Genomic DNA, 12609 nt, shown 5'->3' with positions numbered 1-12609 from the left:
CCCGTCAGAGAGATTGCAGCAGCAATCGGCGTATACCCTGTCACCGGCCGCAAATCTGCACGGTGCCGAAGGCATGGCTTCGCTCTTTTCCACCGCCTTGCGCCGGGTCCTGGCTGGACTTGGCTGTCGCCAACGGCAGGGGCGGTGTTCTCCAACCGGCATGGCAGTCGCATGAGCATCGCGGTTGCCTCCCCGCCCGTGTGCGAGACGCGCCAGGGGCCTGCAAGCAGCGCGCACTCGCTGGCCGCGCAGATCTACGCTTGCCTGAAGAACGACATCTTCGACTTCCGCCTGCTGCCCGGCGACCGCTTCAGCGAGGGTGAAATCGCCACGCGCATGCAGGTCAGCCGCACGCCTGTGCGCCAGGCGCTGTTCTGGTTGCAGCGCGATGGCTATGTCGATGTGCATTTCAAGAGCGGGTGGCAGATCAAGGCCTTCGACTTCAAGTACTTCGAGGATCTCTATGAGGTGCGAACCCTGATGGAGACCAGCGCCGTGGCCAGCCTGGTGGGCGAATCGCTGAAGTCATTACAGCCGCTGCGCGAAGTCTGGTGCGTGCCCGAGGAGCAGCGCGAGACCGACCCCGCCGTGGTGGCCTCGCTGGACGAGGCCTTCCATACCGGTCTGGTGGCCGCGACCGGCAACCAGGAGATGGCGCGCATCCACCTGGACATCACCGAGCGCATCCGCATCATCCGGCGCCTGGATGTCATCAAACTGCCGCGGGTCTCGGCTACCTATGACGACCATGCCGCCATCCTCGCGGCCATCGAGGCTGGCGATGCGGCGCGGGCCCAGTCCTGCCTGAGGGAGCACATCGCCGACAGCCGGGCCGAGGTCAAGCGCATCACGTTCTACATGCTGCAAACGGCGCGCGAGCGCTATGGCGCCCTGACGCAGATGGCCTGAGGGCCGCAATGTGTTGCTGGAGGGCCTCTTCGGAGGCCCTTTTTCATGGCCGGGCCGCTGCGGGAAGGCGGCGGACATTCGTTCCGGCGCAGCAAAGCCTGCAAGTCGTGGGCAAGGGGCCTGCTTTTTCCCGCATCGCTGCGGCGGCGTCCCGGTAGTCTTCCTGCCAAACCGTGGACGGGCCTCGCGCCCGGGCCATCTGCCAACTCACAGGGAAGAGAACATGAGCATCAGAACCGATAACCTGAACGTGCAAAGCCTGCTTGCCCGCGCCCAATCCAAGCTCAACAGCACGACGCAGGCGGCTTCGGATTCGGCCGGCAAGAAGAGCGCTGCGGAGACCAGCGCCACCAAGACGGACAGCACCAAGACGGAGACCACCGAAGCGGAGAAGGTCCGCAAGCTGGCACCGTCGCTGACCAAGGCGCACGAGCGCATTGCGGCCCAGGCCCAGGCGGGATCGACCTCGCTGTCGGCGTTGGGGCAGTTCAAGTCATCCCTGGTGGACCTGGCCTCGGCGGGCAAGGATGTGGCCGCGCTCTCGGCCACCAGCACCACCCAGTCGGTGCAAGGCGCGCTGGAAAAGCTGGTGGCGCGCTACAACTCCAGCGTTGCCAAGGGCAGCGTGAGCGCGGCGGCCGGTTCTTCCACCGATGTGGGTGCCACCCGCGCCCTGCGCGAGTTGCGCTCGGCCATCATGAGTGTCACGGGTAGCGCGACCGCGCCCAGCCTGGGCAAGCTCGGCATCGTCCAGCGCCAGGACGGCACGCTGGCGGTGGATGCCAAGGCCCTGGAAAAGTCCATGGCCGCCGATGCCGCCGGCGTGACCTCGGCCCTGGCCGGCATTGGCAAGGCGGTGGAGAGCAGCGCCAACTCTGCGCTGTCCACAGGCAGCCGCCTCAGCTCGTCCATGGCCAGTCTGGGTGACCGGGTCAAGACGCTGCAGCAGCAGCAAAGTGCGGTGGTTGCCACGGCCGAGAAGCTGGGCGACTCCCTGGTCGGTTCGGCCAACTGGAACCGCATGGTGCTGGACGCCTACCTCAAGAACTGATTTCAGCACCATCCCCGCCCTGCATCCTGCTCCCGGAAAACATGAAAAACCTGCGCATCGGCCTCCGTCTCGGAGGCGGCTTCACCATTCTTTTGCTGATCATGCTGTTGATCAGTGTCACCAGCATCGTCAGCATGGGGCACATGGCCCGCTCGACCACGGAAATCACCGAGGTGGCCCTGGCCAAGGAGCGGATGATCAGCGACTGGTTCCGCAACATCCACTCGGGCTCGCGCCGGACCACGGCCATTGCCAAGAGCAGCGATCCCTCGCTGGCCACCTTCTTTGCCGAAGACGCGGCCGAGTCCTCGCGCCAGTCGGGCAAGCTGCAGGACCGCATCGAGCCGCTGCTGCAGACGCAGGAAGAAAAGGACATCTGGGTCGAGATCAAGAAGGCGCGTGCCGGCTACCTGGCGGGCCGCGACGTGGTGACCAAGGCCAAGGCCGAAGGCCGTGCAGAAGATGCCGAGCGCCTGTTCACCCAGGAGTACCAGCCCGCCACGCAGCGCTATATAGAGATCGTGCAGCGCCTGCTGGACATGCAGCGCGCCGCCATAGACAGCTCCGCCGGTGAAGTGCAGGTGCGCTTTTCTGCCAGCCGCGCCACCATCATCGCCGTGGTGTCCCTGGCCGTGGTGCTGGGCGCGCTGGCCGCATGGTGGATCACGCGCGGCATCACCGTGCCGCTGGCCGAAGCCCTGCGCGTGGCGCGCACCGTGGCCAACAACGACCTGACCAGCCGCATCACCGTTGATTCGCGCGACGAAACCGGCCAGTTGCTGCAGGCGCTGCGCCAGATGAACGACAACCTGGCCCAGGTCGTGGGGCAGGTGCGCTCGGGTGCGGACAGCATCGCCACGGCTTCGGGCGAGATCGATGCGGGCAACCAGGACCTGTCCTCGCGCACCGAGCAGCAGGCCAGCTCGCTGGAGCAGACGGCTGCCGCCATGGAGGAGCTGACCAGCACGGTCAAGCAGAACGCCGAGAACGCACGCCAGGCCAATCAGCTGGCCGCTTCGGCATCGCAGACTGCGGTGCAGGGCGGCAAGGTAGTGGCGGGCGTGGTGGACACCATGGGCGGCATCAGCGAGTCCAGCCGCAAGATCGCCGACATCATCGGCGTCATCGACTCCATTGCCTTCCAGACCAACATCCTGGCGCTGAACGCTGCCGTGGAAGCGGCACGTGCCGGAGAGCAGGGCCGTGGCTTTGCCGTGGTGGCGGGCGAGGTGCGTGCGCTGGCCCAGCGCAGCGCCTCGGCAGCCAAGGACATCAAGGACCTGATTGCAGACTCCGTGTCCAAGGTGGACGCGGGCACGCGCCAGGTGGCCGAGGCCGGCCGCACCATGGACGGCATCGTGCAAAGCGTGCAGCAGGTCAGCGACCTGGTGGCCGAGATCACGGCCGCCAGCCAGGAGCAAAGCAGCGGAATCAACCAGGTGCACCAGGCGATTTCGCAGATGGACACGGTGACCCAGCAGAATGCCGCGCTGGTCGAGGAAGCAGCTGCCGCGACAGGCTCGCTCAAATCCCAGGTGAATCAGCTGGCGGCCGCCGTGAGCGTGTTCCGCATCGACGGCTTGGCGCCGGCCCGTGCAGGGACGGGAGCAGCTTCGTCTTCAGTACCCGCCGCGCGCGCGCCTTCTGCGGCAGCGCCCATGCGTCCTGCGGCCCGACCGCTGGCCACGTCCGCCCCAACTGCTGGCACTGCACCCTCTGCTGCCGCGCGCAGTGCATCTGCCGCCCCAGCGCCCGCAGCAAAGCTGCCTGCCGCCCGGCAGACCGTGGCGGCCAAGGGCAATGACGACGGGGACTGGACTTCGTTCTGAGTCCGTCCGGCTCCGGTTGAGTTCTGCCGGGTTTGGCCGAGTTCAGCTACTTGGGGGCGCCCAGTTGGTACTTGGAGCCCTCGCCCTGGCCATCGGAGATGGCGGCGGCCTGGCCGGCGGCAGGGTTCACGCCGCCGGCATCTTCCTTGTTCGTGGCTCCTGCGCCGCTTGCGGGCTCCGATGCCTTGGCGGGCAGGGGCGCTGCTGGCGGCAAGGGCTCGTGCGGATCCCCCTTGGCATGTGGCATGACCTGCTCTGCCATGATCACGGGCTGGCCCAGCAAGGGCTTGTCCGGCGGGGGCTGGTTGAAGCGCGGCACTTCGGCCATGGGAAATCCCGCGCGCGTTGACGAGGTCTCGCCCGAGCAGGCGGCCAGCGTCAGCAAAGAGGTTGCGGCGACGCCCAGGGCCAGCCGTCTGGCGAGTGTCGTGGCCTGCACAAATTCATGGGGCATGGTTGTTCTCCGATGTCGATCTTCCGGCCGACATGCTCCCATGTGTCCAGGACTGGTGGCGTAGGTCCATGCCGGATTCCCGGTGACAGGCCACCGCAATCCTTGCTCAGGGCTGGCTGCCGCTGGCCTTCCACGATCCATCGGACTGCTTGCAGAACCAGAAGCGCCAGTTTTCCGAGGTCTTTTTCAGGCGCACGTCGGCCGACAGCAGGCGGCAGCTTCCGGCCGAGCCGGTCTGCACGGTCTGCTGCGGCTGCAAGGCCATCGTCACGCGCTGGTTGGTACGGTTCGGGCGGCTGGTCCATTCGGTCACGGAGCCGTCGGCAGCCTCGTTGAGCACCTTGGCCACGGCGGCCTTGGCGTCGGGCAGGTCCCTGGCGGGAATGCGTGCGGCGATGGTGTCGTTGAGGAAGATCAACGCTGCGGCATTGGCGCTGGTGGACACCAGCGAAGCGGCGGCGGCCAGCGATGCGACGGTGAGGGCAAAGGTTTTCATGCAATGGTTCCTGGAGTGTGGGCCGACGACCGCAGCGGGATGTCGGAAGGAAGGTATCGGGCCATGTTAACGGCTGCCGTGGTGGCGCCGTGCGTCGCGCACCGCTGAAACCAGCGCGGACTGCGGCCGAGTGTGGTCGAGTGCTGCCGAGGGCCGCGCAAAACCGTTACAGTCCCTGGCGGATTCCTTCGTCCATTTCCGCCAGAAATTCCACTGCATGCCACGATCTTCCAGCCACCAGACCACCCAGCGCTTTGCCATTCCATGGACGCTTGTTGCAGGCTTTGGTGCAGCGGCCCTGGCCACCCTGGTCATCGCCTTCGTCAATTTCCGGGCGTCCGAGGCGCGGGGCCAGGCCGTGAATGCCATGGACCGCACGACGCTGGCCATGCGCCAGCTCAGCCAGCTCAATGCCTCGCTCAAGGATGCCGAAACCGGGCAGCGGGGCTTTCTGCTGACGGGTGACCAGGCCTATCTGCAGCCCTACCAGCAGGCGCGCGATGTGCTGCAAAAGCAGCTGGAAGCGCTCAAGGCGCGCACGTCCAGCGACTCCGTCCAGCACCGGCTGCTGGACCAGATCGAGGACATCTCGACGCAGAAGCTGCGCGAGCTGCATGAAACCATAGACTTGCGCAAGGCCGGCGACCTGGACGCCGCCATGGCCCTGGTGCGCCTGGACGTGGGCAAGAACGCCATGGACCGGCTGCGCGAGCTGATCGATGATCTCTACACCCGCCAGACCCGTGAGCTGGAGCAGCGCCGCCAGCTGTGGGTGGAGGCCTCCACCACCTCGACGTACTACTCCTGGGGCGGCTCCCTCATCTTGCTGGGCCTGATCCTGGCATCGGCCGCGCTGACGGTGCGCGAGTACCGCGTCAAGGCGCGCCAGTCGTGGGTAACTTCCGGTCTGTCCGGCCTGGGCCAGCAGTTGCAGGGCGACCGCCGGCTGGAAGACCTGGGCCAGAAGGCACTGGAATACCTGGCCACCTACCTGCGCGCCGAGGTGGGCGCCGGCTATGTGGTGGACTGCGCCGACGGCGGTCTGCGCCTGTTCGGCGGCTATGCCTTGCCGCGCGAGCGCCTGCAGCACAAGCTGCTGCCCGGCGAGGGCCTGGCGGGCCAGGCGGTCACCTCGCGCAAGCTGCTGCATGTCAGGGACGTGCCCGCGCAGCACCTGCCGATTTCCTCGGGCACCGGCCAGTCCAGCCCGTTGCAGCTGATGGTGGCGCCCGCCATGGAGAACGGCGAAGTGTTCGCCGTCATCGAACTGGGCTTTCTGCGCGGGGTGAGCGAGGCAGAGCGCAGCCTGCTGGAGCGGGCGTCCGAAATGCTGGCCGTGGCCATCCGCTCGGGTCTGGACCGTTCGCGCCTTGAGACCTTGCTGGAAGAAACGCGCCGCCAGTCGGAAGAGCTGCAGGCCCAGCAGGAAGAGCTGCGCGTGAGCAACGAGGAGCTGGAGCAGCAAAGCCGCATCCTGCAGGAGTCGCAGACGCAGATGGAGCACCAGCAAAGCGAGCTGGAGCAGACCAATGCCCATCTGGAGGAGCAGACCCAGCAGCTGGAATACCAGCGCGAGCAACTGCTGCGCGCCCAGGGTGCGCTGACCGACAAGGCGCACGAGCTGGAGCTGGCCAGCCAGTACAAGAGCGAGTTCCTGGCCAACATGAGCCACGAGCTGCGCACGCCGCTGAATTCCACGCTGATCCTCGCCAAGCTGCTGGCCGACAACAAGCCCGGCAACCTGCAGGCCGATCAGGTCAAGTACGCACAGACCATTCATGCGGCGGGCAGCGACCTGCTGGCGCTGATCAACGACATCCTGGACCTGTCCAAGATCGAGGCCGGCCAGGTCAGCGTCCTGGTGGAGCCCATGACCATCGCCACCGCCTTGCAGGCGCTGATGGAGCCGCTGCGCCCCATCGCCCGCGAAAAAGGCCTGGAGCTGACATGGACGGTGGACCCCGGCGTGCCGGCCTCCATGCAGACCGACCCCATGCGGCTGGCCCAGGTGCTCAAGAACCTGCTGTCCAACGCGCTCAAGTTCACGGCCAAGGGCTCGGTCGACCTGCAGGTGTCCCGCGTGCCCGGGGGCATGCTGGCGTTTGCCGTGCGCGATACCGGCATCGGCATTGCCGAGCAGCAGCAGCAATTCATCTTCGATGCCTTCCGCCAGGCGGACGGCAGCACGCATCGCAAGTTCGGCGGAACGGGCCTGGGCCTGTCGATCTCACGTGACCTTGCCGGGCTGCTGGGCGGCACGCTGACCGTCTCCAGCACGCCGGGGCAGGGCAGCGTGTTCACGCTGACCGTGCCTGTGATCCTGGAGCTGGTGGAGCCTGGCCAGGCCTTGGCTGCCGCGCCGCTGCCCCGCCCGGCGCGGGAATCGCTGGCGAATGCGCAGACGCAGATGCAGACGCAGATGCAGACGCAGGTGCCGGTGTCATTGCCCGCGTCCGTGCCCGCCGTCGCCTCGACCCATGTCGCGCCGGCTGCCCCCGCGTTCGCGCCGGCCATGTCGCCAGCCATGTCTGCGCCGATGCTGTCGCCTACCTCGTCCGCGGCGAATGCCCTGCGAAAGAGCGGGCAGAGCGGGCGCCGCATCCTCGTCATCGAGGACGATCTGCGCTTTGCCGACATTCTTTCCGAGCTCGCGCGCGAGATGGATTTCGAATGCGATGTGGCCAACACCGCGTCCGACGGCCTGGCCATGGCGGCAAGCAACCAGCCCAACGCCATCGTGCTGGACATCAACCTGCCCGATTTCTCTGGCCTGGGCGTGCTGGACCAGCTCAAGCGCAACCCCGTCACGCGCCACATTCCCGTGCACGTGGTCTCGGTGGCCGACTATTCGCAGGAGGCCATGGGACGCGGCGCCGTGGGCTACGCGCTCAAGCCCGTCAAGCGCGAGGAACTGGTCCATGCCCTGAAGCGGCTGGAGGCCAAGTTCACCCAGGACCTGCGCCGCGTGCTGGTGGTGGAGGACGACGAGCGCCAGCGCGAGAGCGTGCGCCACCTGCTCAGCCGCAGCGATGTGGACATCGTCTGCGCGGGCACGGCGGCGGCGGCGCTGGAGCATCTGCGCGGCGCCACCTTCGACTGCATGGTGATGGACCTGAACCTGCCCGACATCAGCGGCTACGAGCTGCTGCAGCGCATGACGGACCAGGACGATGTTTCCTTCCCGCCTGTCATCGTCTATACGGGCCGCGCGCTCTCGCGCGATGAAGAGCAGCAGCTGCGGCGCTTTTCCAAGTCCATCATCATCAAGGACGCGCGCTCGCCCGAGCGCCTGCTCGACGAGGTCACGCTGTTCCTGCACCAGGTGGAGTCCGAGCTGTCGGCCGAGCACCGTCAGATGCTGCAGGTGGCGCGCAGCCGCGAGTCGGCGCTGGAAGGGCGCACGGTGCTGGTGGTGGAGGACGATGTGCGCAATGTGTTCGCGCTGTCCAGCATCCTGGAGCCCACGGGCATCCGCGTGGAGATCGCGCGCAACGGGCGCGAGGCGCTGGAAACCCTGGAAGCGCGGGGCACGGCGCAGGCCGGCATCGACCTGGTCCTGATGGACATCATGATGCCCGAGATGGACGGCTACACCGCCATGCGCGAGATCCGCAACCGCCCGCAATGGCGCCGCCTGCCCATCATCGCCCTGACCGCCAAGGCCATGAAGGACGATCAGGAGAAATGCCTGGCCGCCGGTGCCAACGACTACATCGCCAAGCCGCTGGACGTGGAGAAGCTGCTGTCGCTGGTGCGGGTGTGGATGCCCAAGTAGCAAGGAGGACGCGATGCCGCAGCTGAATAGGAGGACGCGATGCCTCAGCTGAAAAAAGCCCGCACCGCCGACATCGAGCAGCGCCTGCTGATCGACGCCATCTACCACCGCTACCACTACGACTTCCGGGGCTACGCCCAGGCCTCGCTCAAGCGGCGCCTGCAGTCGGCCCTGGTGCAGTTCGACTGCAAGACGCTGTCGCAGCTGCAGGACCGTGTGCTGCACGATACAAGCGTGTTCCCGGCCCTGCTCGAGTACCTCACGGTCCAGGTCAGCGACATGTTCCGCGACCCGACCTACTTCCGCTCGCTGCGCACCGAGGTCGTGCCGCTGCTGCGCACCTATCCCTCGCTCAAGGTCTGGGTGGCCGGCTGCAGCGCGGGCGAAGAGGTGTATTCGCTGGCCATCCTGCTGCATGAAGAGGGCCTGCTGGACCGCACCCTGATCTACGCCACCGACATCAATCCCCATGCGCTGCGCGCGGCAGAGCAGGGCGTGTTCGACATGGCGCGCGTGGCGGCCTTCACCGACAACCATGCGCGCTCGGGCGGGCACAGCTCGCTGTCGCACTACTACACGGCGCGCTATGGCCGTGTGGTCTTCGACAAGGGGCTGCGCGAGCACATGGTGTTCTCCGACCACAGCCTGGCCACCGACAGCGTGTTCGCCGAGATGCATCTGGTGTCCTGCCGCAACGTGCTGATCTATTTCGAGCGCGAGCTGCAGGATCGGGCGCTGGGCCTGTTCCGCGATGCGCTGTGCCATCGCGGGTTCCTGGGCCTGGGCTCCAAGGAGTCGCTGCGGTTTTCAGGACATTCGGAGGCCTTCGAGGACTTCGTGCTCGAAGACCGCATCTACCGCAAGAGGGCCGGGCTGTGATGCCCGCGACCACGAACACACCCGCCTCGGACGCCGCCACAGCCTACGAGGCCATCGTGATCGGCGGCTCGGCCGGCGCGCTTGATGCGCTGTCCGTGGTGCTGCCCACGCTGCCCGCCAGCCTGCGCGCTTCGGTGCTGGTGGTACTGCACCTGCCGCGCGACCGGCGCAGCCTGCTGGGCCAGCTTTTTGGGCCGCGCTGCGCCCTGCCGGTGCGCGAGGTGCAGGACCAGCAGTGGCTGGAGCCGGGCTGCCTGTACTTTGCGCCGGCCGACTACCACCTGCTGGTGGACAGCGGGCCCAGGCTGGCGCTGTCGCTGGATGCGCCCTGGCATTTTTCGCGGCCCTCGATCGATGTGCTGTTCGAGTCGGCTGCCGACTGCTATGGCGAGCGCCTGCTGGCCGTGCTGCTGTCCGGCGCCAACGAGGATGGCGCCCAGGGCATGGCCAGCGTGCACGCCGCCGGCGGCCTGGCCGTGGTGCAGTCGCCAGACAGTGCCGCAATGCAGACCATGCCGCGGGCGGCCCTGGCCCGCGTGCCACAGGCCCAGGTGCTGGCGCCGCAGGGCATTGCCGCGCTCATCGCATCGCTGCACGGCCAGGGGAGGCTTTGAATGTCCATTCAGCGCGCTCCCACCAGACAAAATACCGAGAGAGAATCCATGTCCCAACCAGATCGCGTCAAATGCCTGATCGTCGATGACATTGCCGAGAATCTGATCGCCATCGAAGCGCTGCTGCAGCGCGACGGCATCGAGTTCCTCAAGGCGCATTCCGGCCCCGAGGCGCTGGAGCTTTTGCTCGACCATGGCGATGTGGCGCTGGCCTTGCTGGACGTGCAGATGCCCGAGATGAACGGCTTCGAGCTGGCCGAGCTGATACGCGGCAGCGAGCGCACGCGCCACATCCCGCTCATCTTCATGACGGCCGGCTCGCGCGAGCACAACTGGCAATTCCGCGGCTATGAAAGCGGCGCCGTGGACTTTCTGTACAAGCCCATCGACCCGCACATGCTGACCACCAAGGCCAACGTGTTCTTCGAGCTTCATCAGCGCAAGCAGGCGCTGGCCCAGCAGCTGCAGGAGCGCACCGAGGCGCTGCGCATCAACGAGATGTTCATGGCCGTGCTCAGCCACGACCTGCGCACGCCGCTGCAGTCCATCAAGGCGGCGGCCACCGTGCTCACGCGCCAGCCCGATCCCGGCAAGGTGGCCAACATGGCCGAGCGCATGCTCAGCAGCAGCCAGCGCATGTCGCGCATGATCGAGGATCTGCTGGACGTGACCCGCATCCGCCAGGCAGAAGGCCTGCCGCTGTCGCCCCAGCCGGCCAGCCTGCAGACGTTGCTGCAGCGCACGCTGCAGGAGGTGGAGACGGGCTTCCCGGAACGGCGCCTGGAAAGCGAGATGCTGGGCAATCTGGAAGGCATCTGGGATGGCGAACGCCTGTGCCAGGTGCTGACCAACCTGCTGGGCAATGCCATGCACCACGGAGATCCCGCGCAGCCGGTGCAGGTGACGGCCGATGGCCGCCAGGACGATCGCGTGTCCATCACGGTGCGCAACGGCGGCACCATTCCCGCGGAACTGCTGCCCACGCTGTTCAACCCGTTTCGCGGTGGTGAACGCCGGCCCGGCCAGCACCAGGGACTGGGCCTGGGGCTGTTCATTGCGCACCAGATCGTGCGTTCGCACGGCGGGCGCATCGATGTGCGCTCCGCCGACGGAGTGACCAGCTTCAGGGTGGAATTGCCGCGCGAGGCGGCGGTGGGAGGCTCCAAGGCCGTGCTGTGACGGCGGGAGCCGGGGGCGCCGGGGCGCGCGAAAGCGCGAACGCTTCAGTGGGCGGGGTTGCCGAGCGCTTCCTGGATGGAGTCCAGCAGCGTCTCCAGGTCCTCGATCTCGAACGGCTTGAGCAGGGTCCGCACATGGGGGCCCCAGGCCGTGGGGTAGGGGCCCAGGTCGTAGCCGGAGCACAGGATGATCCAGCGCTGGGCATCGGCCTCCAGCAGCTGCCGCGCCAGGTCGGTGCCTGACAGGCCGGGCAGGCTGACATCGGAAACCACCACGTCGAAAGGCTGGGCCGCATCCAGTTCCAGGGCCTGCTCGGCGGTGGCGCAACTGGTCACGAAGCGTGATTCGCTCTCCATCAGCAGGCCAATGGTTTCGCGCAGGTCGGCATTGTCTTCAACGTACAGGATTCGCATATCTCTTTGTTGCAGTGCATCATGCTGCTATCAAAAAGGCAGCATTGACGAGGGCTGATCATCCACACCCTCGGGCGGCCATCGCGTAGGACAGCATGCAAACTTTTCTGCCGCCGCCTGCATGGAGGCCGAGGCTATGGATTGTGCAATACAACGAAGAACGCCAGAGCAAGGCTTGCGCGCGTTCAGCGGGTGGAGGCCTGCGGCGGGTCCAGAACATGCTTTTGAACGGGCAGGAATTCATCCGCCTGCCGTGAATAGTCCCAGCGCGTGAGCTCGCGGCGCCAGGCCGGGCCCCGTCCAGCCGAGTCCTCCTGCTGCTCCAGCGTGAACAGGCTGTTGGGCGCATGCGCGCGCAGCCGCAGCGATACCGCAGTGCCCGCCTGCGCCGCCCACAGCCCCGGCAGCGGCTGGACCAGGCCGGGGTCATGTCCATGGCCTGACAGCACCAACTGCGCTCCGGCGTCGCGCCAGGCCGCCAGGGCCGTTGCCGCGCGGCGCGGGCGGTGGCTGCGGTCCTGCGCATGGGCGGCTGCCAGCGGGTGGTGGCCGACCACAATGCGCCAGTCGCCGGGGCTGGCCTGCGCCAGCCTTTGGGCCACCTGCCGGATCTGGCTGGCCGACAGGCTGCCGCGCTGGTGGCGCCACCAGCGCGTGGTGTCCACGCCAATCACGCAAAAGCCCTGCTCTGCGCACCAGGGCTGCAGTTCGTCGCTGATCCAGCGGGCGTAGCGATCATGGGCATGGCCGCCCAGCCGCTCCCACCAGGCAAGCAACGGCAGATCGTGGTTGCCCGGCACAACCAGGCGGCGCGGTACGGGAAGCGCATCGAGAAACTCGCGCGCCTGGGCAAACTGCGCGGCCGTGGCACGCTGGGTCAGGTCGCCGGAGACCACCAGCAGCGCCACGGGCAGACGTGCGGCCAGCCTTGCCGCGGCGGCGCACACGGCCGGATCGTGGGCGCCGAAATGCAGGTCCGACATATGCATGAGCAAAGCCATGGGCGTTCC

Annotated in this window: 11 protein-coding genes; 7 read left to right on the top strand and 4 right to left on the bottom strand. The window is 67.1% G+C overall.

Features of this window, described 5'->3' with window-relative positions; genetic code table 11:
* Nucleotides 1–171: 171 nt before the first annotated feature.
* The 3 genes from CLV01_RS18220 (at nt 172) to CLV01_RS18210 (ending at nt 3789) form a co-directional block, all read left to right on the top strand.
* Nucleotides 172–909, top strand: a complete 738-nt coding sequence (locus tag CLV01_RS18220; RefSeq protein WP_013802371.1) for a GntR family transcriptional regulator — start codon at nt 172–174, stop codon at nt 907–909.
* Nucleotides 910–1132: 223 nt separating this feature from the next.
* Nucleotides 1133–1960, top strand: a complete 828-nt coding sequence (fliD, locus tag CLV01_RS18215; protein WP_099733585.1) for a flagellar filament capping protein FliD — start codon at nt 1133–1135, stop codon at nt 1958–1960.
* A gap of 41 nt (nt 1961–2001) precedes the next feature.
* Complete coding sequence (locus CLV01_RS18210; protein WP_099733586.1) at nt 2002–3789, top strand: methyl-accepting chemotaxis protein; 1788 nt, start codon at nt 2002–2004, stop codon at nt 3787–3789.
* A 46-nt stretch (nt 3790–3835) separates the two neighbouring features.
* Here the strand turns inward: CLV01_RS18210 and CLV01_RS18205 are convergent, their stop codons facing one another.
* Both CLV01_RS18205 and CLV01_RS18200 read right to left on the bottom strand, forming a co-directional pair.
* Entirely contained in the window at nt 3836–4243 is a 408-nt protein-coding gene (locus tag CLV01_RS18205) for a hypothetical protein (RefSeq protein WP_013802374.1), read from the bottom strand.
* A 106-nt stretch (nt 4244–4349) separates the two neighbouring features.
* Complete coding sequence (locus tag CLV01_RS18200; RefSeq protein WP_013802375.1) at nt 4350–4739, bottom strand: hypothetical protein; 390 nt, start codon at nt 4737–4739, stop codon at nt 4350–4352.
* Nucleotides 4740–4956: 217 nt separating this feature from the next.
* On the opposite strand from CLV01_RS18200, the gene CLV01_RS18195 reads away from it, so the two are divergent.
* The 4 genes from CLV01_RS18195 to CLV01_RS18180 are packed head-to-tail and all read left to right on the top strand — an operon-like array spanning nt 4957 to nt 11186.
* Complete coding sequence (locus tag CLV01_RS18195; RefSeq protein ID WP_099733587.1) at nt 4957–8514, top strand: response regulator; 3558 nt, start codon at nt 4957–4959, stop codon at nt 8512–8514.
* Nucleotides 8515–8553: 39 nt separating this feature from the next.
* Nucleotides 8554–9393: a CheR family methyltransferase gene (locus CLV01_RS18190; RefSeq protein WP_099733588.1), complete on the top strand. Its 840-nt coding sequence runs from the start codon at nt 8554–8556 to the stop codon at nt 9391–9393.
* Entirely contained in the window at nt 9393–10007 is a 615-nt protein-coding gene (locus tag CLV01_RS18185; RefSeq protein ID WP_034393833.1) for a chemotaxis protein CheB, read from the top strand. The genes CLV01_RS18190 and CLV01_RS18185 overlap by 1 nt, the downstream gene beginning before the upstream one ends.
* 48 nt (nt 10008–10055) lie before the next feature.
* Nucleotides 10056–11186 carry a hybrid sensor histidine kinase/response regulator gene (locus CLV01_RS18180; protein WP_180288424.1) on the top strand — a complete coding sequence of 377 codons (1131 nt, stop codon included), beginning with the start codon at nt 10056–10058 and terminating at the stop codon, nt 11184–11186.
* 44 nt (nt 11187–11230) lie between these two features.
* Here CLV01_RS18180 and CLV01_RS18175 read toward each other — a convergent pair whose 3' ends face one another.
* Nucleotides 11231–11599 carry a response regulator gene (locus CLV01_RS18175; RefSeq protein WP_012205652.1) on the bottom strand — a complete coding sequence of 123 codons (369 nt, stop codon included), beginning with the start codon at nt 11597–11599 and terminating at the stop codon, nt 11231–11233.
* 185 nt (nt 11600–11784) lie between these two features.
* Complete coding sequence (locus CLV01_RS18170) at nt 11785–12600, bottom strand: metallophosphoesterase family protein (RefSeq protein WP_099733590.1); 816 nt, start codon at nt 12598–12600, stop codon at nt 11785–11787.
* Nucleotides 12601–12609 lie beyond the last annotated feature (9 nt).

The organism is Delftia sp. 60 (genome assembly GCF_002754395.1).
GTDB classification, from domain to species: domain Bacteria; phylum Pseudomonadota; class Gammaproteobacteria; order Burkholderiales; family Burkholderiaceae_C; genus Comamonas; species Comamonas acidovorans.
Note: the sequence above shows the minus strand (reverse complement) of the source record. Positions and strands in the feature narration are given on the sequence as shown.

Bases quoted from the DNA above. Each gene is read 5' to 3' on its own strand.
- CLV01_RS18220 (WP_013802371.1), top strand. From the start codon at position 172: ATGAGCATCGCGGTTGCCTCCCCGCCCGTGTGCGAGACGCGCCAGGGG.
- fliD (WP_099733585.1), top strand. From the start codon at position 1,133: ATGAGCATCAGAACCGATAACCTGAACGTGCAAAGCCTGCTTGCCCGC.
- CLV01_RS18210 (WP_099733586.1), top strand. From the start codon at position 2,002: ATGAAAAACCTGCGCATCGGCCTCCGTCTCGGAGGCGGCTTCACCATT.
- CLV01_RS18205 (WP_013802374.1), bottom strand. From the start codon at position 4,243: ATGCCCCATGAATTTGTGCAGGCCACGACACTCGCCAGACGGCTGGCC.
- CLV01_RS18200 (WP_013802375.1), bottom strand. From the start codon at position 4,739: ATGAAAACCTTTGCCCTCACCGTCGCATCGCTGGCCGCCGCCGCTTCG.
- CLV01_RS18195 (WP_099733587.1), top strand. From the start codon at position 4,957: ATGCCACGATCTTCCAGCCACCAGACCACCCAGCGCTTTGCCATTCCA.
- CLV01_RS18190 (WP_099733588.1), top strand. From the start codon at position 8,554: ATGCCTCAGCTGAAAAAAGCCCGCACCGCCGACATCGAGCAGCGCCTG.
- CLV01_RS18185 (WP_034393833.1), top strand. From the start codon at position 9,393: ATGCCCGCGACCACGAACACACCCGCCTCGGACGCCGCCACAGCCTAC.
- CLV01_RS18180 (WP_180288424.1), top strand. From the start codon at position 10,056: ATGTCCCAACCAGATCGCGTCAAATGCCTGATCGTCGATGACATTGCC.
- CLV01_RS18175 (WP_012205652.1), bottom strand. From the start codon at position 11,599: ATGCGAATCCTGTACGTTGAAGACAATGCCGACCTGCGCGAAACCATT.
- CLV01_RS18170 (WP_099733590.1), bottom strand. From the start codon at position 12,600: ATGGCTTTGCTCATGCATATGTCGGACCTGCATTTCGGCGCCCACGAT.